General features: G+C 47.9%; 25 protein-coding genes and 1 pseudogene. 8 read left to right on the forward strand and 18 right to left on the reverse strand.

Annotated features, from left to right (window positions below; translation table 11 throughout):
• Positions 1–2 precede the first annotated feature (2 nt).
• The 5 genes from BRW63_RS00260 to BRW63_RS00280 are packed head-to-tail and all read left to right on the forward strand — an operon-like array spanning position 3 to position 4,276.
• Positions 3–1,364 (forward strand): FMN-binding glutamate synthase family protein, encoded by a 1,362-nt coding sequence (locus BRW63_RS00260; RefSeq protein WP_073068922.1) that lies wholly within the window; start codon positions 3–5, stop codon positions 1,362–1,364.
• 22 nt (positions 1,365–1,386) lie between these two features.
• Positions 1,387–1,905, forward strand: a complete 519-nt coding sequence (locus tag BRW63_RS00265) for a transcription factor MYC/MYB N-terminal domain-containing protein (RefSeq protein WP_073068923.1) — start codon at positions 1,387–1,389, stop codon at positions 1,903–1,905.
• 39 nt (positions 1,906–1,944) lie between these two features.
• Entirely contained in the window at positions 1,945–2,166 is a 222-nt protein-coding gene (locus BRW63_RS00270) for a DUF2997 domain-containing protein (RefSeq protein ID WP_073068924.1), read from the forward strand.
• Positions 2,156–2,710: a nucleotide exchange factor GrpE gene (locus BRW63_RS00275; protein WP_073068925.1), complete on the forward strand. Its 555-nt coding sequence runs from the start codon at positions 2,156–2,158 to the stop codon at positions 2,708–2,710. The genes BRW63_RS00270 and BRW63_RS00275 overlap by 11 nt, the downstream gene beginning before the upstream one ends.
• Positions 2,711–2,719: 9 nt before the next feature.
• Positions 2,720–4,276 (forward strand): Hsp70 family protein, encoded by a 1,557-nt coding sequence (locus tag BRW63_RS00280; RefSeq protein WP_073068926.1) that lies wholly within the window; start codon positions 2,720–2,722, stop codon positions 4,274–4,276.
• A gap of 222 nt (positions 4,277–4,498) precedes the next feature.
• Here BRW63_RS00280 and BRW63_RS00285 read toward each other — a convergent pair whose 3' ends face one another.
• The 14 genes and pseudogenes from BRW63_RS00285 to BRW63_RS00340 all read right to left on the reverse strand — a co-directional run bounded on the left by BRW63_RS00285 (position 4,499) and on the right by BRW63_RS00340 (position 11,251).
• Complete coding sequence (locus BRW63_RS00285) at positions 4,499–4,870, reverse strand: hypothetical protein (RefSeq protein ID WP_073068927.1); 372 nt, start codon at positions 4,868–4,870, stop codon at positions 4,499–4,501.
• Positions 4,871–5,164: 294 nt separating this feature from the next.
• Positions 5,165–5,305 carry a hypothetical protein gene (locus tag BRW63_RS28005; RefSeq protein WP_181314299.1) on the reverse strand — a complete coding sequence of 47 codons (141 nt, stop codon included), beginning with the start codon at positions 5,303–5,305 and terminating at the stop codon, positions 5,165–5,167.
• Between the two features lie 75 nt (positions 5,306–5,380).
• Entirely contained in the window at positions 5,381–5,551 is a 171-nt protein-coding gene (locus BRW63_RS29830) for a DUF5615 family PIN-like protein (RefSeq protein ID WP_342352997.1), read from the reverse strand.
• A 44-nt stretch (positions 5,552–5,595) separates the two neighbouring features.
• A pseudogene (locus BRW63_RS29835) lies at positions 5,596–5,652 on the reverse strand (DUF5615 family PIN-like protein); the annotation flags it as partial.
• Positions 5,649–5,873 (reverse strand): DUF433 domain-containing protein, encoded by a 225-nt coding sequence (locus tag BRW63_RS00295; protein ID WP_068815108.1) that lies wholly within the window; start codon positions 5,871–5,873, stop codon positions 5,649–5,651. The gene BRW63_RS00295 and the pseudogene BRW63_RS29835, both read right to left, overlap by 4 nt.
• A 195-nt stretch (positions 5,874–6,068) precedes the next feature.
• On the reverse strand, positions 6,069–6,317 hold the full coding sequence (locus BRW63_RS00300) for a DUF2283 domain-containing protein (protein ID WP_073068928.1): 249 nt from the start codon (positions 6,315–6,317) through the stop codon (positions 6,069–6,071).
• Between the two features lie 87 nt (positions 6,318–6,404).
• On the reverse strand, positions 6,405–6,659 hold the full coding sequence (locus tag BRW63_RS00305) for a hypothetical protein (RefSeq protein ID WP_073068929.1): 255 nt from the start codon (positions 6,657–6,659) through the stop codon (positions 6,405–6,407).
• Positions 6,660–6,662: 3 nt separating this feature from the next.
• Positions 6,663–6,983 (reverse strand): TPR end-of-group domain-containing protein, encoded by a 321-nt coding sequence (locus BRW63_RS00310; protein WP_073068930.1) that lies wholly within the window; start codon positions 6,981–6,983, stop codon positions 6,663–6,665.
• Complete coding sequence (locus BRW63_RS00315) at positions 6,970–7,440, reverse strand: type II toxin-antitoxin system VapC family toxin (protein ID WP_083582583.1); 471 nt, start codon at positions 7,438–7,440, stop codon at positions 6,970–6,972. The genes BRW63_RS00310 and BRW63_RS00315 overlap by 14 nt, the downstream gene beginning before the upstream one ends.
• Positions 7,441–7,442: 2 nt before the next feature.
• Complete coding sequence (locus tag BRW63_RS00320; protein ID WP_189645257.1) at positions 7,443–8,858, reverse strand: tetratricopeptide repeat protein; 1,416 nt, start codon at positions 8,856–8,858, stop codon at positions 7,443–7,445.
• 232 nt (positions 8,859–9,090) lie between these two features.
• The gene (locus BRW63_RS00325; protein WP_073068932.1) at positions 9,091–10,458 is read right to left on the reverse strand and encodes an ATP-binding protein; all 1,368 of its coding nucleotides are present in this window, start codon (positions 10,456–10,458) and stop codon (positions 9,091–9,093) included.
• A gap of 54 nt (positions 10,459–10,512) precedes the next feature.
• Positions 10,513–10,728, reverse strand: coding sequence for a DUF2283 domain-containing protein (locus tag BRW63_RS00330; RefSeq protein WP_073068933.1), 216 nt, complete (start codon positions 10,726–10,728; stop codon positions 10,513–10,515).
• Positions 10,725–11,027, reverse strand: a complete 303-nt coding sequence (locus BRW63_RS00335) for a hypothetical protein (RefSeq protein ID WP_073069267.1) — start codon at positions 11,025–11,027, stop codon at positions 10,725–10,727. The genes BRW63_RS00330 and BRW63_RS00335 overlap by 4 nt, the downstream gene beginning before the upstream one ends.
• An 11-nt stretch (positions 11,028–11,038) precedes the next feature.
• A complete protein-coding gene (locus BRW63_RS00340) occupies positions 11,039–11,251 on the reverse strand; it encodes a helix-turn-helix domain-containing protein (RefSeq protein WP_073068934.1) in 213 nt (70 codons plus the stop codon).
• 7 nt (positions 11,252–11,258) lie between these two features.
• Here BRW63_RS00340 and BRW63_RS00345 point away from each other — a divergent pair, with 7 nt between their 5' ends.
• The gene (locus BRW63_RS00345) at positions 11,259–11,597 is read left to right on the forward strand and encodes a hypothetical protein (RefSeq protein WP_219898309.1); all 339 of its coding nucleotides are present in this window, start codon (positions 11,259–11,261) and stop codon (positions 11,595–11,597) included.
• A 10-nt stretch (positions 11,598–11,607) separates the two neighbouring features.
• Here BRW63_RS00345 and BRW63_RS00350 read toward each other — a convergent pair whose 3' ends face one another.
• From BRW63_RS00350 to BRW63_RS00360, 3 genes are all read right to left on the reverse strand, one after another.
• Positions 11,608–12,255: a Uma2 family endonuclease gene (locus tag BRW63_RS00350; protein ID WP_073069269.1), complete on the reverse strand. Its 648-nt coding sequence runs from the start codon at positions 12,253–12,255 to the stop codon at positions 11,608–11,610.
• A gap of 72 nt (positions 12,256–12,327) precedes the next feature.
• Positions 12,328–12,873, reverse strand: a complete 546-nt coding sequence (mug, locus tag BRW63_RS00355) for a G/U mismatch-specific DNA glycosylase (protein ID WP_073068935.1) — start codon at positions 12,871–12,873, stop codon at positions 12,328–12,330.
• 12 nt (positions 12,874–12,885) lie between these two features.
• Positions 12,886–14,418, reverse strand: coding sequence for an AAA family ATPase (locus tag BRW63_RS00360; protein WP_219898258.1), 1,533 nt, complete (start codon positions 14,416–14,418; stop codon positions 12,886–12,888).
• 248 nt (positions 14,419–14,666) lie between these two features.
• Between BRW63_RS00360 and BRW63_RS00365 the strand changes: the two genes are divergently transcribed.
• Entirely contained in the window at positions 14,667–15,416 is a 750-nt protein-coding gene (locus BRW63_RS00365) for a response regulator transcription factor (protein WP_073068936.1), read from the forward strand.
• A gap of 268 nt (positions 15,417–15,684) precedes the next feature.
• On the opposite strand, the gene BRW63_RS00370 is transcribed toward BRW63_RS00365, so the two are convergent.
• Positions 15,685–17,613, reverse strand: a complete 1,929-nt coding sequence (locus BRW63_RS00370) for an APC family permease (protein ID WP_073068937.1) — start codon at positions 17,611–17,613, stop codon at positions 15,685–15,687.
• A 374-nt stretch (positions 17,614–17,987) separates the two neighbouring features.
• On the opposite strand from BRW63_RS00370, the gene BRW63_RS00375 reads away from it, so the two are divergent.
• On the forward strand, positions 17,988–19,136 hold the full coding sequence (locus BRW63_RS00375; protein ID WP_073068938.1) for a sulfate ABC transporter substrate-binding protein: 1,149 nt from the start codon (positions 17,988–17,990) through the stop codon (positions 19,134–19,136).
• The last annotated feature ends 205 nt before the right edge of the window (positions 19,137–19,341 follow it).

The raw sequence follows: 19,341 nt of genomic DNA on the forward strand, positions 1-19,341 counted from the left end.
CCATGAATCAGTCTGAATCAGGCCAATCTTTCTCGCTTGAAGAATCGGCAGGCTACGATCGTCGCATTCTCAACTACATTCAAAATGCTGCCGCTCATGGGCTTTATGAAATTCGCGGATTGGGCGCTAAACGTCGATTACCTCATTTTGATGATTTAGTCTTTCTCGGTTCGTCGCTGAGTCGCTATCCTCTCGAAGGCTATCGCGAAAAATGCACCACGAAGACGATTCTCGGCACTCGCTTTGCCAAAAAACCGATCGAGCTAGAGATGCCAATCACGATCGCAGGGATGAGTTTTGGGTCACTTTCTGCCAACGTCAAACAAGCCCTCGGACTCGCCGCCACCGAAGCGGGAACCTCGACTACGACAGGCGATGGGGGTATGACATCAGAAGAACGGCTCTCGTCTAAAACCCTAATTTATCAATGCTTACCGTCTCGCTACGGATTCAATCCTGATGATGTGAGAAAAGCAGACGCGATCGAGATTGTCATCGGTCAAGGCGCAAAACCAGGCGGAGGTGGAATGCTATTAGGACAAAAAGTAAATCCTAGAGTGGCAGAAATGCGAACGCTACCCGAAGGAATTGATCAACGCTCGGCGTGTCGTCATCCTGATTGGACAGGGCCCGACGATCTCACCATTAAAATACAAGAACTGCGAGAACTCACCGATTGGGAAAAACCCATCTATGTCAAAATCGGCGCATCGCGAACGTTTAACGATGTCAAGCTGGCGGTTCACGCGGGGGCAGATGTGATTGTCTTGGATGGCATGCAGGGTGGCACCGCCGCGACTCAGAGCGTCTTTATCGAACACGTTGGCATTCCGACTCTGGCAGCCCTTCGGCAAGCAGTGGAGGCACTCGAAGATTTGAATATGAAAGACCACGTGCAGCTAATTGTGTCGGGCGGCATTCGCACCGGGGCAGATGTGGCCAAAGCTCTAGCAATGGGAGCTGATGCGGTGTCGATCGGGCAAGCGATTCTAATGGCTTTGGGCTGCAATAGTGAAACCTATATTCAAAACGAGACTCATCATTCAGCGATCGCAGACTACAACGCATTGGGAACAGCCCCAGGATACTGTCATCATTGCCACACGGGTCAATGTCCAGTTGGAGTGACTACACAAGATGCAACGCTAGAAAAACGCCTGGAACCACAAGTCGGAGCACGTCGCGTTAAAAATTATTTACAGACTCTAAACATGGAATTAACCACGATCGCCCGTGCCTGTGGAAAGCAAAATGTCCACCATCTGGAACGCGAAGATCTGGTGGCTCTCACTGTTGAAGCGGCGGCAATGGCGCGGATTCCTCTCGCCGGAACAAGCTGGATTCCGGGCTACTCTAACTTCTGACCCAACTCACCCACCCACACTTATGAATCAGTTTGAACAGACCGCAGAACCGTCTTCTACTTCAGCATCGATCTATACGATGTTGACCGCTTTGCTGAATTTTGTGTGTGCGACCACCGACTGGGAGTATGGTGAATCCTGGATTCCTGATCAAGCATTCAACACGTTAGAGTTGAGCCTCGCCTGGTGTTCCAGCAATCAAATAGAAATTTATCGGGCGATCGCGTGGTCACAGTTTCAGCTTTGCAGTCAGGCGTTTGTGCTGCATCGAAACGAGGGCTTACCTGGACGGGTGTGGGCATCTCAAAAAACAGAGTGGATTACTGACGCTTCCGCTCACTCAGAAACCTATTTTTTGCGGCATCAAATTGCCCAAGCTTTTAGCGTTAAAGCAGGGTTTGGCGTGCCGATTCTCGTCGATTCTAAGGTTTTAGCGGTGGTGGTTTTTTTCATGTCTACGGCTCAACCTGAAAACCCGGTTTTGATTCAACAAACGCAAGATGCGATCGCCCAATTTAGACAATTGTTGCCTTTTGAGTAAGATGAGAGAGTTAACACTGAGTGCAGCTTGGATAATTTTATGGCGGACTATCAAACAATTGAGTATCGCATCGGCAAAGATGGCAAAATCACTGAAAGGGTGTTGAACGGTGACACAAATTGCACAGAAATGACGTTAGAAATCGAACGAGCGATCGGCACCGTTGAATCGCAGAAATTATTGCCAGACTATTACGAAGGCGACGAATTCCTAATGGTAGAAGATACTCAAATTCGTCAGGTGAAGTCTGATGACGGATGATTCTAATCTGATTGGATTTGGGATTGTTCTTACAGTTGGGTGTATTGCTCTCGTCTTAAGCTGGATTGGCAAAACGCCCGATCGTAGCGAACTGTCCAACAATAACGAACTCACGGTCACTGAACTGCAACAGCAATGTCAACGACTCCGCGAAGAATTACGATTACAAAAAGAACAACTGGCGCTAGATTTTAGTAATGCGAACTTTGAACAACTGCAAATGCTATTAATCAACTATCCAAGCGCTTGTAAAATGGCGCAGACCAACCCTGATATGCCTGCCCAAAATTTAGTTGCCCTCTTTACACCTTTAGAAAATCTACTGCAAACGTGGGGCATGGAAGCGATCGGTTCTCCCTGGCAGCAGGTTTCTTACCATCCGCAACTCCATCAGCCCGATGTAGATGGTATCGCGATCGGCGAAGGCGTTTATATTCGCTTTGTCGGTTATCGCCAGGGAGAACGGATTCTCTGTCCTGCAAAAGTAAGCCGCACTCTTCCGCCTGGAGCGTTGATTAGTGTGGATTCTGGCAATAAACTTTAAACTTTTTCTATGACCACTGTCGCGATCGACTTCGGCACTACCACCACCGTTGTTAGTTCTCTCGAACCCGATACCCAAACGCCTAAAACGATTCGCTTTTCAGCGATCTCACGACTGTTAAAAGGAGCAGGCGACGAGGTTCCGGTGATTCCGACGCTGGTATTTGTGAATAATGTGGGGCAATTGATCCTGGGGGAACAGGTGCGATCGCAGCGTTTAGGCGTGTCTCAACCCGATCGCCTGTTTAAAGCGTTTAAACGCAATCTTGCTGCCGATTTTCAGCCCCCCGATCGTCACATTGATGGACAACGTTACTCGGTTGAATGGATATCTGAACAATTTCTGCAAGCGATCTGGCAACAACTTCAGCAACAGCAAATTGATCCATCTCACGTTGTTTTTACTGTTCCAGTAGGCGCGTTTGAACGTTATCTGGGCTGGTTTCGTGAGGTGGCATCTCGGCTCGGCGCTGCTGATGTGCGGCTGGTCGATGAGTCTACGGCAGCAGCTTTAGGCTATGCAGTGCAGCATCCTGGTGTCGTATTAGTTGTTGACTTTGGCGGTGGCACCTTAGATCTAAGCCTAGTGCGAACCACTGGAGTCTCTAAAGATTCTGACGTGCAACGGGCAGATGTGTTGGCAAAAACAGATGCTTATATCGGGGGTGAAGATATCGACCAGTGGATTGTTGAAGATTATTTGCATCAAATTGGCTCATCTCGCGACGCGATCGGGACGATCGGGTGGCAAACCCTGCTAGAAATTGCCGAACGTCTAAAAGTTCGTTTATCAACCACTGAAGAAGTCAAAGAAAGCTGGCTCGATGAAGAGACGTTTAGGTCTTACGATCTGCGTCTGACGCGCACACAGTTAGAAGACATTCTAGAAACGCGACAGCTATTAGAACAGGTGCGACAATCACTTGATGAAGTGCTGACGATCGCACGTTCAAAAGGCATTCATAAATCTGAGATTGAGCAAGTGTTGCTCGTCGGTGGCAGTTGTTTGATCCCGGCAGTGCAACACCTGATTGAGTCTTATTTTGGTCGGCAGCGAGTCAAGCTTGATAAACCCTTTGAAGCAGTCTGTCATGGTGCATTGGCGATCAGTTCTATAACGATCGCGGATTATCTGCGTCACAGCTACGCGATTCGTCTGTGGGAGCCTTATACTCGAACTTATTCCTACTTTCCGCTATTTGAGCAGGGCGATCACTATCCCTGTCAGCGGTCTGAACCACTGATTTTGCAAGCCGCGATCGAGGGACAAACTGACCTTCGTCTCGACATTGGAGAGGTCGCGGTGATCACTCAATCAGAAGTTAAATACGACGAACAGGGCAAAATGACGAGTCTACCGATGCGTCAACAAGAGACTTACCGATCGCTCGAAAGTCAGCACGAACAAGTATGTGTGGCTCACCTCGATCCACCGGGGCAAGTGGGTAGCGATCGCATCTCAGTGCAGTTTGAAGTCACCGATCAACGAGTGCTGATTGCGACGGTTCAAGATTTGTTAACGCAACAGATTTTAGTCGAGCGAGGCGCGATCGCTAAACTGCAATAGACCTCCTGCACGAATCCGGGAACGCCCCCTAAATCCCCCAAGTTTGGGGGACTTTGAGAAGACTTACGGTTTCAAAGTCCCCCAGAATGGGGGATTTAGGGGGCACAAGCTGACCTGAACGGAGCGAAACCTGAGAGAGTTTGTATCGAGAATTTTATTCATGCAGGAGGTTTTATGAGGGAGCCGCCCCAATCTAGCGACGACTTCCTCACGCCCAACTTCCTATAATTGAATGGTGACTTTGTTGTGCAACTCCTCCACTTGAACGGGTGAACCCTCGCCGATAACAATGTTGAACTTCACTAAAGAACGTTCAACTTGATATCCGGGCAACACCCGAACAATTTGATATTCAGTCATCAAGTCACTCGTGCCATCCCATTTGAACAATGCCAGTTGGTTTGATGCAATCTCACTCAGTTGTGAGACAAACTCTTCAATGCGATCGCTCACATTCACGAGAATGCCAGACGAGAGGAAGATGTAACGCTCTTGCAAATCTAAAGTGACACTGACTCGATACCGTTTTTCCGTTGAGCAACGCAACTCAACGGTGAACGAAATCGAGCCAGGAACGATCGTCCTAACTCCCATATTGTTTTGTCCTCTCGGTTAGTTCAAAGAGGACAAGAATGCTGATTGATCAGACGTTCCGTTGGGATAAAAAGTGTATGCAGGATCTTGATTCCAGCCTTTCAAGATCCCATAGCAAAGCTGACGGTGTACAATCATGAACGCCTCCTGAGTTAATTACGCTAACTAGGGATGGAAGTCCTCGGAGTCTGATTGCCTAGATCAGGCTTCGGGGCACAACTTCATCACTGCGGTGTATTGTACAAGAGTTTTTAGGTTTTTGGAATGCTAAATTTTTGAGGAGCAATTACCCCTCTAAGCAATGATTACGATCGCTTTCAAGAATAGGGAGAAGGAGCAACCGTCACTGCGAACTTTATCAAAATCAGCGTCAGTTTCTGCCATCTCACGATAGTTGGAGTCGAGGTCGGTTAGCTTCGCAACAGTCAGAGGCAAAGCTCGTCTAAAATTGGCGATTACCCCTTCGGAGAACTATGAAGCCATCTCTAGTTCAATAAGCAGCATTTTTACTCAGAATAAGGTCAGTATTCCAGCGTTTGGGTTTTCATTCAAGGATTGAATTGTGTCAAAGTGCGATCGCAACATGGTTTCGATGTCGCGAGTCGAACAATTTCCTCGACGAATCCATACAATGATAAAGTCATGGTGTTGGGCGTAAGTCCACAGAGTCCCTCGTTTGATTGGTCAAGCCCAATTTCGTAGACGTGTTTTGAATTTGGATATAAGTCTGCAAGGCGATCAACGAGACAAGGCGATAAATTCTGGTCATACAAAAGTTTCATGCTTGGGCGACGAGGGTTTGTCTTTCTCGATCAGCGGCGTAGCTCAAACAGGCTAAGATATCTTCTTGCGTCAAGTACGGAAAGTCTTCTAAGATTTCCTGGTAGGTCATGCCTGAAGCGAGGTAAGACAACACATCGTAAACGGTGATTCGCATTCCTCGGATGCAAGGTTTGCCGCTACGTTTGCCAGGTTCGATCGTGATGATGTTTTGATAGTTCATATGACTGTTTGTACCGAGTGCTTTGAGGGCGATCGCGCTTCTCTGTCTTATTCTACCTGTTCGATGAGTGATGCCTGAAATCGATCGTCGCTCAAAATCAGCATCGGTTTTTGCCATCTCACGATATTTGGGGTCGAGGTCGGTTAGCTTCGCAACAGCCGAAGGCAACGCTTGCTTGAGGTTGACGATCGCTGGTTACACCTGATTGAGAGACAATTTGATTTCTGATGATTCCCCCAATGCTTCGTTTACGACAATCAGGTTTGACTGATCGGCGTTTCCAAGTTGTTGGTTGGCGTTGAGTAACTCAATTCCATAAATGGTGCCATCTGGGGCTAGATCGATGTTCATCTCGCTGCTGACTTCAATCGTTTCAACTTGCTCTGTTTTGTCTCTGAGAGTGATGTAAGCGATGTTGTATCGAGGGTCGTAAGTGAGTTTCATAAGGCTAGTCCCATTACCAGAATTCATCTATTTCAATCCCGTTGCTGGGATTTAGTGCTTTTAGTCTAACTTGATCAGTTTGTGCCGTCAGAAGAACTTGACAATAACGGCAATGACAAGCCACGCTTTTGGTTCTGTTTCAACCGCGATCGCGTCAATTTGCTTGGTTGCATAAATCTTTTCTCTCCATTCTGCGTTGAAGGGAAAGCGGCGACGAAATCGAGTGCGATCGAAGTCGGCTTGAGCTACTTTTCCACCTTCCACGGTTGCAATAACTTCTTCAACGGTGGCTCCTCGTTCCACCAATCTCGCTTGAGCGTGAGGATGAATGGTAATGTTCACTATTCATCCTTTCAGCAGAGCTTGAAAACGATCGTCGCTGCGAACCCGATCGAAATCAGCATCAGTTTTTGCCATCTCACGACATTCAGGATAGAGGTCGATCGCTTGCTTGAGAGTGGCGATCGCTAATTCAACTTGTCTCTGTAACCCATAATTACGGGCTTGATTGTAAGTCGCGATCGCTTGTCGCTGCCGTAGTTTTTCTGTTTGTTGTTGCCAATATGAAAGTTCTTCTAAGAGCGTCATATTTCGCGTATGTTCATAGACTTTTTCGGCTCCCGATCGCTTCATTTCAACACAGTCAAAGTCTTTATTCTTCTTCATTGCTGATGACCTCTAGTGGAGAATAGATCCCAATCTCAGCGTAACCGTTTAACGTGTTGACGGCACGATACAGAGGAACTTTGTCAAAACGTACAATGTGTTTGAAATTCCAACTCACGATTAGGGCACAACCTGCTACTGTTGCTAGGGCGACGTGCAAGGCATCAGTAGCAGATTTGGGAGTGACGATGCCCGCATCGAGATAGGCTTTGCGAAGTTGAAGGGCTTGTTCGGAAACGTCTATGAGTTCTGCGATCGCCAACATTTGATCGAAGAACAACCGAACTTTTTCTGGAGCAGATTCGATTTCTGCTTGTACGATCGGTGGAGTGATTAGCTGAAATTGTCCTGCTTGAACTTGCTGGAAGAATGTTTGACTAGCTGTATCAAATTCTTCGTCGAACACGCCGCCAAACACAGAGGTGTCAGCATAGACGCGCAATGAACGAATGACCATACTTATTCCACCTGTTCTTGAATTAGCGCCTGAAAACGATCGTCGCCACGAATCCTATCAAAATCAGCATCCGTTTTTGCCATTTCACGATATTTGGGGTCAAGGTCGATCGCTTGCTTGAGGGTGACGATCGCTAATTCAGCCTGACCCTGCAACGCATAACAACAAGCTTTGTTATGCAGAGCTTCGTGATCGTCAGGTTTGTACCTGAGAGCTTGGTCGAAACTGGCGATTGCTTCTTCATGGCGTTGTAAATAAAACAGCGCAGTACCACGATTGCACCAGGCTTGGTAGTCTTTCGGTTTAATATCTAGAGCACGATCATAACTGTTAATTGCTTCTTCGTAGCGCTTCAATTTAGACAAGGCACAACCTTGGTCGTACCAGACATTATTATTCTTGGGATTAAGCCTGAGTGCCTGCTCAAAAGAAGCAAATGCCTCATCAAACCTCTTCAACCGTGAGCAAGTAGCTCCCCGATTGCTCCATGAAGTATCACTATTAGGATTTAATCGAATTGCTTGATCAAAATCAGCAATTGCCTCTTGACAACGGTCTAATTCAAACAGAGCATAACCACGACTATTCAGTGCTGAACTGTTGTTAGGGTTTATTGCAAGAGCTTGATTATAGCTGTCAATCTCTTCGTGGTATTTTCCTAGATTAGCAAAAGCGAGCCCTCGTTTGTGCCAAGTACTATCATCATCTGGACTAACTTTAAGAGCGTGATCATAACTGATGATCGCCTCTTCGTAGCGTTCTAAATTACCAAATGCAATGCCGCGATTGTACCAGACTGTATCGCTGTCTGGTTTGTGTTTGAGTGCTTGGTCATAACTAGCAATCGCCTCTTCGTAGCGTTCTAAATTACCCAGTGCAATGCCACGCATAAACCAGGCTTCAGGTAAGCCCGGTTCGTATTCTATTGCTTGGTCATAGCTGGAAATCGCTGCTTCATACACATCAGAAGCATAGAAAAGATTGCCTTGTTTAAAGAACAGTTGAGCTTTGCGTTCAGATGTTTGATTAGGCTCACCAATCCAGCATTGAATTTCTGCAATTTTGCGATCTCTTTCTGGTTGTGTCCAGTTGAGATACTCGTTGTAATCGGCTTCCTGTACTATCCGCAACGATTCTTGCTCTATTAGCTCCGAATTGGAAGGAATCTCAAAGATGCCACCGCCCCAATCAAAGAAATCAGGCGATCGCTGAATCAAATATTTAATCGCAAACAACGGCAGAACAAACACAAAACAGAGACGAGGAAAGCGATCTAGGAAACCATCTCGACGCTGGTTTAAGTGTCCAAGAATGGGCGGCAGATTGCTGAGAGTATAGTAGTCACCTTCACCGCCATAACCCGGTGTAATGTAAGGCTCCAAAGACTTTTCTAGCCCTTGAATAATCAAAATATTCAACTCATCTTTGTCGGGTCGAGCCTCCACCAAGTTGTATAGATTGTCGATTTCCTCCGTTAGCGACAACACCGCAATTTTCTTCTGAGAAATGTCAGACTTCACTCTGGCAATCAGACGAGTCGCCGTCGCAGGTGAACATTGCACAAACACGAGACCAAACCCCTTCCGCCGCTGGAGCGATCGCCGCAACGCCTGATAAACCTCTTCCTCAGAAGGTGACTTTTGACTCAGTTCAGCTAGATTCATGTGCGGCCTGCACTTTTTTCAACGCATCCTGAAACTTCGGAATTCCCTCAATCAAAGGATGCACATTGCACCAAACTTGTAGCTCATCCTGCTGATCATAATAGCGATATTCCAGCAAACATCGATTCAACATTAGCCGCATATGCTCGACATCATTCTCACGCTGCCGCACCGTACAAGCCTGCGCCAAAAGCACCCACTGATGCTCTTGAATCGCCCGGTTATAGGTTTCTCGCGTCTCATCGATCGCCCGTTTCGCCGCCTTCGCCGTAATCGGCAACTGATCTGTCCAGTCGATCGCTTTTTGGATCATCTGCATCAAATTTCGCACATGCCCACCACTCATCAGACACAACAGCCTCAGCGTCTCTGGACTGTCAAACACAGGCGGCGTGTCCAACCCTTCAACCCTGCCCTCCAGCGTTTGCATTAAATTGGGGTCGGTCAACACCATGCGCCGCATAATTAACTCTCGCAGCTTCTCTAACCCCTTCTGGTTCTCAGTGCCATCAGGATTTTTCACCATCACCATCGGCAACACATCCGGCTTATCGTAGTTGTCTTCTAGCTGAGTGCTGCGATCGGAATACACCATCGAAATCGGAATCGTGTAGATCACGTGGCAAGCTAACCCCCGCAAAATCTCACTACGACTCAGATAGATCTCGTCATAGTTACTTGGCTTGGTTGCCGATTCCTTCACCTCCACAATGCGATCCAAGTTGTCTGCTACCAGCACAACCCCTTTGCAGTCCTTGGGAAGCACCGATTTTGCTTCACCAATAAACTCATTCAAGGCATCCACCAGCGACTGAGTATTGGTATTGAGCTTTTGCCGAAACTCTCTCCGTTTGTCAGGCACAGCCCGCAGGTTAGCGCTGATTTTAGCAAACTGACTGATCTGCTGCTCTAGCTTCAAATCTGTAAACTCATACTCTGTCAGAGCAAACTCTTTGAGCCACTGCCAGCGAGACTTCATCCACTTCACAAGCGGATTGTGGTCTTCAGGAATCTGCACATCGCGCACTAGATGCCGCACACAGGCAAACAAAATATCAGCATATTCAGTATCCTGCGGCTCAATGTCTTCATCGTCTGCCGCAAAGTAAACGACCTTAAACTTTTCCGCTTCCAGATATTCCCGCAGTCGCAGCAGTTCTGTAGATTTGCCCACGCCCCGATGCCCAGAATAGAGTTGACAGGTTGGTTGCTTCGATCGAGCAATCTTTCGTCCCAACTCACGCACCACTTCCCAGCCGCCGCGCACTTCTTGGCAATCGACGTAGGCTTCTCTAGGTGGTGGCTGAAACGGCTCAAACGAGCTATAAATCTCAGTCAAATAATCCAACGGCATTGCTACTCCTCAACTGATTCAGCTCTAGACAATCTAGTTTTCAGGCATAGCTCATTACGAAGCTTTGGGCGTTAGTTGAGCAATGAGAGGGTTAGATTTATCGAGATGGCTGATACCGAGAATTGAGAAGCCCAAGATATTGCCCTCCTCATCAATTCGTTCCATCACCGCATCATGATTCGTTTCTCGCATATAACCAGGTTTATCCAAGAACACAACCTCTAAAAAGTCTCCCTCTGGATCAAACCAAACTTTGATTTGTTGATTCATCGCAACGACTCTCCCGATTTAAGTTTGTTAGTTAAATATACTGTCAAGATAAAAGCATCATTGATCAAGATCTTAACGACGATACAAAGCCACTTCTCTCCAACGATCGTATCTTTACAATAGCGGTAATACAAGATGACACTTGGGTCACTTTGGGAGCGCCTGACCTTTTCTGGCTCTATCAAAGTTTGCTCAAGCTCATGCTCTAAAGCTGTCATCTCTGGATGTTCGAGAATATGCTGCCGTCGCTCATCGGTTAGGCGAATCTGCCGTCCTTGGAAGTCAGTGAATGTAGTCATCTCGACGTTTGTCACTCTTCAACAACTTCGATCAGATCTTCGATCGTCACCTCAAAAACCCGCGCCAACTTCATCAACGCAGTGTAATCAACCGTTGCCAAAGTAGGAGAGTGAGCATAGCTCCTGACCGTGCCATAAGCAATTCCCGATCTTACAGAAACCTCTTTCAACGTCCAACCCTTTTCAGCAGCTAATTCCCGGACTTTTAATCGGATCAGTCCCATCTACTACTTGACAATTGCCGCGTACGCAGCATTTAATAAGTGTGTGCTAGAAGGCGATCGCTCCTCGGTCTGGACAACTCAAGAGCGATCGCCACCAAGTCCCACAAATGGAGACGTGACTATGATACCAGCCTCTCAGCCCAACCGATCGGGTGACAGTTTTGCAGCGTCAAACTACTGGCAGCGTTTGCATCCGTGGTGCATCATTCGGCTCCTGCCCAGAATGCAGCGGATCGTCGTTCAAAGGTTTCGTTATCGCAGTCAGGCAGAAGACTATTTGAAAGCGTTGAGACGCACATTCCCCAACGCTAGCCATGAAATCATTTTTGATCCCGTATCCGAATAGGGCGATCGCTCTAGCCTTCAGAAGACTGTAAGCCCGTTTGCAGCACTGACAGCACCGTTTTCATGTCACCCTTCAGCAGTGCAGACACCGCCAACCACAGCCCTGGAAACACCCGACTGCGAATAATGCCCCGCTCATCTGCGTTCAGCAAAACATACTCATCATCTTTCAGCACAAACCAATCTAGCTGCTGATCCAGTGTGCGCCAAACGATGTATTCCTGCACTCCGCTGCGACGATATGCCCGTTTCTTGTCGTGTAGGTCGATCGATACTGTACTGGCTGCCACTTCGGCGACCAGTTCTGGCGCACCTTCAATGTAGTCATCGGCGCTGATGGTCGCCTGTCTGCCTGGAATGAACAGAACTGCGTCCGGCTGTGGCTCATTGTCTGGATCTAGACGCACGGTGGGATTGTCACCCAAAACTACACCCGGTTTTGCGGTTTTATAAGTCCACAGCCAACCGATGATATTTCCGTGGGGTTCACCATGACTTTTAATGCGAAGCGGGGATGCCATGTAAGCTACACCTTCAATCAATTCGGCTTTTTTGACCTGCGGCATGGCTTGATATCGACGCTCAAACTCGTGGCGCGAGAGCCGATCGCCATTCTCCAAAGGCGGAACCGAAAGCATCTGTTTGGGAATAGTCACCATTTGCTGATTCTCCTCGATCGTCCCCATCACTAATCATAGATGCACAAATATCTCACACTATAGCCCCAAGACCTATTTCACTGCGATTAAAAGTTCCTGGTACGATCGCACCAAATCGTCTAACTGATAATGAGCATTCAATCCACTAGGATTTGGTAACACCCAAATGATTGCTTTGTGAATCGAGTCGGATTGCTGTCCGATCGTGGCTTTGGGGCGATTGAACGCGATTCGGTAAGCGCTGATTCCCAGGACAGCAAGCACTTTTGGACGGTAATACTCTACTTTTGCGGCGAGTTGTTGATGACCAACAATCAGTTCTTCGGGGGTGAGTTCATCGGCTCGTGCGGTGGCGCGATCGGCGATATTCGTCAGTCCATAGCCAAATTGCAAGAGCGCTCGATCTTCAAAGGGTTTGAGCAATCGTTCTGTGAATCCTGCGAAGTGAAGCGTCTTCCAAAAGCGGTTTCCAGGGCGGGCAAAATGATGTCCGACTGCCACACTATAAAGACTCGGATTGATGCCGCAGAACAAAATAGTTAAATCAGGGGCAAGAATATCAGAGATCATCTTCCCGGTTGCCGCTTGAATATCGTGTTTAGTGGGTTTAATATTCATTTCAGTAATTCTTTATTGACTTGCGTTACGTGCGCCCGATCGCTCTGCCCACTGTTGCAGAGTTTCTATCTGCTGCTGAGAAATCGAAGCGAGTGGAACTGTTTCTTGAATCGATTCTAAAATATCATCGGTTGTGAAATCTTGACGTTTACTAACCTGACCTTTTCCAAATGCTCGGTGCATTCCGTCTATGATCACTTGTTCGATCTCGGCACCGCTAAAGTTTCGCGCTGTCCAGGCTAATTTTTCAACATCAAACTCTCTTAAACGACTGGGGCGCAAGCGTTGCAGATAGATTTTAAAGATTTCTTGCCGCTCTCGATCGTTCGGCAAATTCAAAAAGAAAATCTCATCAAAGCGACCTTTTCGCAATAGCTCGGCGGGGAGAATCTGCACATTATTAGCAGTGGCAACGATAAACACAGGACTGGTTTTTTCCTGCATCCAGGTGATTAATGTCCCAAATACCCGACGACTCGTGCCCGAATCGCCATCGGTGCTGCTGTTAAGGTTGCCAAAGGCTTTATCGAGTTCGTCGATCCACAGCACACAGGGCGCGATCGCATCGGCAATTTGAATCATCTGCCGCATTCGGCTCTCACTCTCGCCCACGATGCCGCCAAATAATCGCCCCGTGTCAAGTCTGAGCAGAGGCAGCCGCCACTCATGGGCGATCGTCTTTGCTGAGAGTGATTTTCCGGTGCCTTGAATGCCTACTAACAGCAGCCCTTTCGGATTAGGAATGCCATATCGCCGTGCCTCTTCAGTGAAGACATCTTGCCGCATTTGCACCCATTGCTTGAGATTTTCTAGCCCGCCCACACTTTTAAGCGATCGCTCTGTGGTGAAAAACTCTAAGATTCCAGTTTGTCGAATGGCTTGTTTTTTTGCGTCTAACACCTCGTCAATGTCCGTTTCATTGACCATTTGTTTAGCGGCGAGTGCCTTGGCTAAAACCCGTTCTATCCGCGATCGACTCAACCCTTGGCAAGCTTTTACGAGCTGTTCGCGGGCGAGCGGGGTGAGGTGCAGCTTATCTGGAATCACGAGTTGAGAGATCAGCGCATCAATCTCAGCCGCATTAGGCAGCGGCGCGTCAAGTACGGTGACAGCTTCGGTCAGTTCGACAGGCAGTTCTAGTGTGTGACTGAGCAACACGATCGTTTTGCGGGTGCGCTTGAGTTCTCGTGATAGGTTTTTGAGTTCGCGCACGATCGGCACGCTGTCTTTGCTGTTAGGCTGCTTAAGCCAGGGGTGTAAGTCTCGCAGCACAAAGATCGCGGCTTCTTGCTCTGAGGCTTTAGCAATGCGCCCTAGTGCCCCCATTACAGTGCCTTTATCAGCGCCATTATCTGACCAACCGCGCACAATATCCCAGAGCAAAATGGCGCGACCGGGCTTAGTCGCCGCAACTTGACGCAAAACGTCTTCGGCTGGCGCTTCTTCAACTGCCACAAGATAAAGAATCGCATAGTGCGCGCGAATCATTAAATCGATCTGTTCGATCAGGTCTTGATAAGGCATCGGGTAAGAAGAAATTGGCATCGGCAGAAACAATAACAGTACTGGTAGGGACACGACATGTCATGTCCTCTAGATAAATGGTTGCGTGGGGCACAGACATGCCGTGTTGAATTAATAGAGACACAACATGTCGTGTCTCTACCGAATTAACCTGACCTTTAATCGAATTTAACCTGTAACATCACACGTTTGTTTATGGTGAGTAGGGGCACACCATGTCGTGCCCTTACTACAGTTTGATGCCATGAAATTAGGGTTTTCGATAGTTTATGTCCTCGTCTGAAATCCCTGAGTTCCAGCAGTCTTCTCAACAACTTTGCATCTTACTGGTCGAAGATGAAATTAGCATTCGTGAAACGATCGTATTGGCATTGACTACAGAAGGCTATCAGGTGACAGTGGCTGAAGATGGACGACAAGCACTCACCCTAATTCGCAGTGCGACGATGAGAGAAGACGGGACGTTCTCGATCGACTTAATCATTCTAGATCTGATGCTTCCTGATGTGAATGGGCTAGATATTTGTCGATCGCTACGACAACAAAACAATCTCACTCCTATTCTAATTTTGAGTGCGCGGGGTAGCGAAATGGATGTAGTCGTTGGGCTAGAAGTCGGTGCAGATGACTATTTAGTCAAGCCGTTTGGTCTGCGAGAACTCATTGCCCGATGTCGAGTCTTGCTACGGCGCAGTCGCCTATCAGCACAGACTACCGATCAGCCTGTGCTTGAATTTGAGGATGTGGTGGTGTATCTAGAAGAATGTCGCGTGACGGTGCGCGGTGAGGCGGTGAGTTTATCGCCCAAAGAGTTTATGCTGCTGGAACTTTTCATGCGTCATCCACGACGAGTGCTTTCTCGTGACCAACTGCTAGAGCGCATCTGGGGAACTGAGTCGATGAGCGATCCAAAAACGGTCGATGTCCATATTCGCTGGCTACGCGAGAAGTTAGAAGTTGATCCCAGCGCTCCTCAATATATTGTGACGGTGCGAGGCTTTGGCTATCGACTTGGTTAACTATAGCAACCCGATTTGAGTTATTCCACATCCTTGCCCACTGCACCCGCAAAGACCTCAAGCATTTCACTCTCCCAGTCAGGCTTGTAGACCTTGCTGGGAGTCAATTTTTCAAAAATACTAACTTTTGGGTTGGTCATTTTTGGGTTGATTTAGCAGGAATTGGAGTAAAGATTGGGGTAAAAATTTTGGAGAAAGTTATAATATCGATAGAACACTTGAACGCTACACGGGAGTGTTCCGAAATGTATTCCATAAAGCAACTTTGTTAACCACCTACGTGAATTGTAGGACGACGATCGGGGTTCTTTTCAGCCAGTCGGAGAACTTCACGCGTCACTACCGGAATGTCGCCTTCACCAAAGAGAATAAACCGCAGCAAATATTGAATCGGATTGCCCTCTGCCCAACCAAAATAAATATGTGGCAACTGATCCGTCTGATTTCGGAGTTCTAACAAAATTGCCGCGATCGCATTGGGAACCGCCGCACTTTTTGTCCGCAGAATCCGGTAGCCATGCACCTCAACGCCACTCACATGCAGGGTGCCACCAAAATCAGACGCATCAGACACCTGAATCTCTAAAAACAGAATCGGATCGGTGGCTGGAATGTGGTTATCTTCGCGCACTTCCTGCTCTTTTAAGAAATATTCCCGTTCGTCTCCTGCGTTTAAGCGATTAGCAATCAGCCGAATCGTGTGATGACTCTCTTCGGCAATAAAGCGTTGGGCAGTTTCATCTAACTCGATGTCCTCAAACCGCAGCTCGGTCGATCGCCAAACTCGCGAAATCAGAGACGTGAGAATGATGGTACCGATAAAAAATCCTGCAATGCGAATCCCTTCAGGTCGTTCAATGATATTGACAACGGTAGTGTATAAAAACACAATCGTAATTGCACCAAACATGATCACGCCTTGCCGCGATCGCCGTTGTCGCGCTGATAAAGTGACTGCAAACGAGGCTGAAGTGATTAACACCAAAACCCCTGTTGCATAAGCTCCACCTTGTGCCTCGACATTGGCTCGAAACAGGATCGTGATCACAAACGCGATCGCCGTATAGACCAACACTAAGGGTCGCGTGGCTCGTGCCCAATCAGGAGCCATGCCATAACGGGGCAAATAGCGCGGCACAATGTTGAGCAATCCCGCCATTGCCGATGCTCCTGCAAACCACAAAATCGCGATCGTACTCAGATCATAAACAGTGCCAAACCCATCGCCTAGAAATTGATGCGCGAGAAAAGCCAGCGCCCGTCCATTCGCTCTACCTCCGCTTTGAAACTCTGCCGCCGGAATGAGCAGCGTGGTCACGAGACTGCTAGTCAGTAGAAAAAAGCTCATAATCAGTGCCGCAACAGTCAGTAACTTGTGCGTGTTTTGAATGCGTCCTCTAGACTGCGCTTCAGTGTCGCTCTGATGCCCTTTGACTAGTGGCATCACTACAACACCCGTTTCAAACCCTGACAAGCCCAGCGCCAGTCGTGGAAACAGCAGCATTGACACCCCAATCATCATCAGTGGGTTTCCATGTTCGGCAAAGAGTGCGGTTTGCCAGTTTGATAGCACGATCGGCTGTTGCAGAATTTGATAAAGACCAACGCTAATCGTGACCAAATTTAACAGCAGGTAGATGCCGACTAAATAAACGGCAAGCCCGATCGCTTCTCGAAATCCTCTTAAAAACACGGTGCCCAACAACGTCACTAGCAGCAGCGTCACGCCGATCTCTTGACCGTGAAGAAAGGCAGGCGTTAAAGGATTTTCAATAATGTGAGCAGTTGCGTCTGCGGCTGAAAGGGTGATAGTGATGATAAAGTCGGTCGCAACAAATCCCAATAGACACAGGACAAAAAACTTGCCCTGCCACCAGGGAAGCAAATGTTCAAGCATCGCGATCGACCCTTCCCCGTGCGGACTTTTTTCAGCAACTCGGCGATAGATCGGCAACGCGCCAAATAGCGTCAGCAATACCAGAATCAGGGTGGCGATCGGAGACAGAGAACCCGCGGCTAAGGCGGCAATTCCTGGCTGATAGCCCAGCGTTGAGAAGTAATCGACTCCCGTTAGACACATTACCTCCCACCAAGAATGTTGGGGTTGCCGTCCTTGTTTGTGGGCGCGATCGTCGTTTAATAACCAACGAGCGAACCGTCTGCGGTGCAGTTTAGTCAGGCGAACGGATCTAGCCATTCAGGCTCCTCCAATAGGGCAATGATCAGCAGGCGTAGAGTTTTGTAAACACTCCTTCTAAGTAATAGACCGATTTATTGACGATCGCGCAACTCCTTTAGGAGGGTTATTAATTAGGACTTACGCAAACCTCGGAGGTTTTAACCAAGAATCAAGCATCGTGACCGACAGAATGGCTTAAACCTCCGAGGTTTTGGTCAAGTATTTTCTGAGAATTTAGCCTGTAGCAGTTTCAATTTTCTCGCGCTTGCTTTATAATCTCCACTTTCCCTACCGAAAATAGGTACTTTTTGCTTGTCTTTTTGGCTGTCTCCCGCTAGGATCTAAATACGAAATTCCGATCAGCGAACTGTAGATTAGGGGAGACAACAGCAATGAGGGTTTGGCAACGGGCTTTAACTGGGTGGAGACAACTGACTCGACACCTGATCAATCAATTTAGGCTCGATTCAATCAAAAGCTTTGCATCGCTCTTTATCATCGGGGCAACCTTGAGCGTGGCGATCGCTGCTTGCTCAAATGGGTCTGGCAATAATTCTACTGCAACCAGTCCTGCGGGTAGCCCAGTTGCCCAAAACCAAAAAGATGTTGAGCTGACTCTGGTGGGATATGCCATTCCCAAAATCGCTTATGATGCGATTATTCCCAAGTTTGTTGAACAGTGGAAAAAAGATCATGGTGGTCAGACGGTCACGTTTAATCAAAGCTATGGCGGGTCTGGCACCCAAACTCGTGCTGTGATTGACGGTCTAGAAGCCGATGTAGTTCACTTAGCGCTGGCTGGCGATACCAACAAACTGGTCAAAGCCGGACTTGTGAATGCTGACTGGGATACCAAAGTGCCCAACAACGGCATCGTCGCTAAAACCGTTGCGGCGATTACCACCCGTGAAGGGAATCCCAAAAATATCAAGAGTTTTAACGATTTAGCTAGAGATGGTGTCAAGTGGGTGACTGCAAACCCCAAGACCTCTGGCGTGGCTCGGTGGAATTTCTTAGCTCTGTGGAATGCTTCGATCAAGTCAGGTGCAGATGAAGCAAAAGCGACGGAGTTTGTTACCCAAGCCTTTAAAAATGTGGCAGTGCTGACCAAAGACGCTCGTGAAGCGACCGATGCTTTTTCTAAGCAGGGTCAGGGCGATGCGCTGATTAACTATGAGAACGAGATTATTCTGGCGAAGAGTAAGGGTGAGAAACTCGAATACACGATTCCTGAGGTGAATATCTCGATCGACACCCCGATCGCGGTTGTGGATAAGAATGTCGATAAACACGGCACACGAGAAGCCGCTGAAGGGTTTGTGAAGTTCCTCTTTACCCCAGAGGCGCAGCAAGAGTTTATCAACTTGGGCTATCGACCCCTTGATGCCGCAGCAGCAGCTCAAAAAGAAAACACGGACAAATTCCCGCCAGTGAAGACACTGAGCACCATCAAAGACTTCGGTGGCTGGACTGATTTCCAGAAGAAGTTTTTTGAAGATGGTGCCATTTTTGATCAAATTGAGGCATCGATTAATAAGTAGCGTGCTGCTTTCTACTTGGATAAGGGCGATCGCAAACCTCGGAGGTTTTGGTCAAAATGCGAAGTCCTGTTGGATAAGGGCGATCGCTTGATTCTACCGCTCTACTTAGGATCGTGGATTACAGCATCTCGGTTACTTGCAACGCTAACGGACACGGCAGTGCCATGTCTCTACTGATCCTCGATCTAGGATGTTACAAAAAACG

The organism is Phormidesmis priestleyi ULC007 (genome assembly GCF_001895925.1).
Classification (GTDB): Bacteria; Cyanobacteriota; Cyanobacteriia; order Leptolyngbyales; family Leptolyngbyaceae; genus Phormidesmis_A; species Phormidesmis_A priestleyi_A.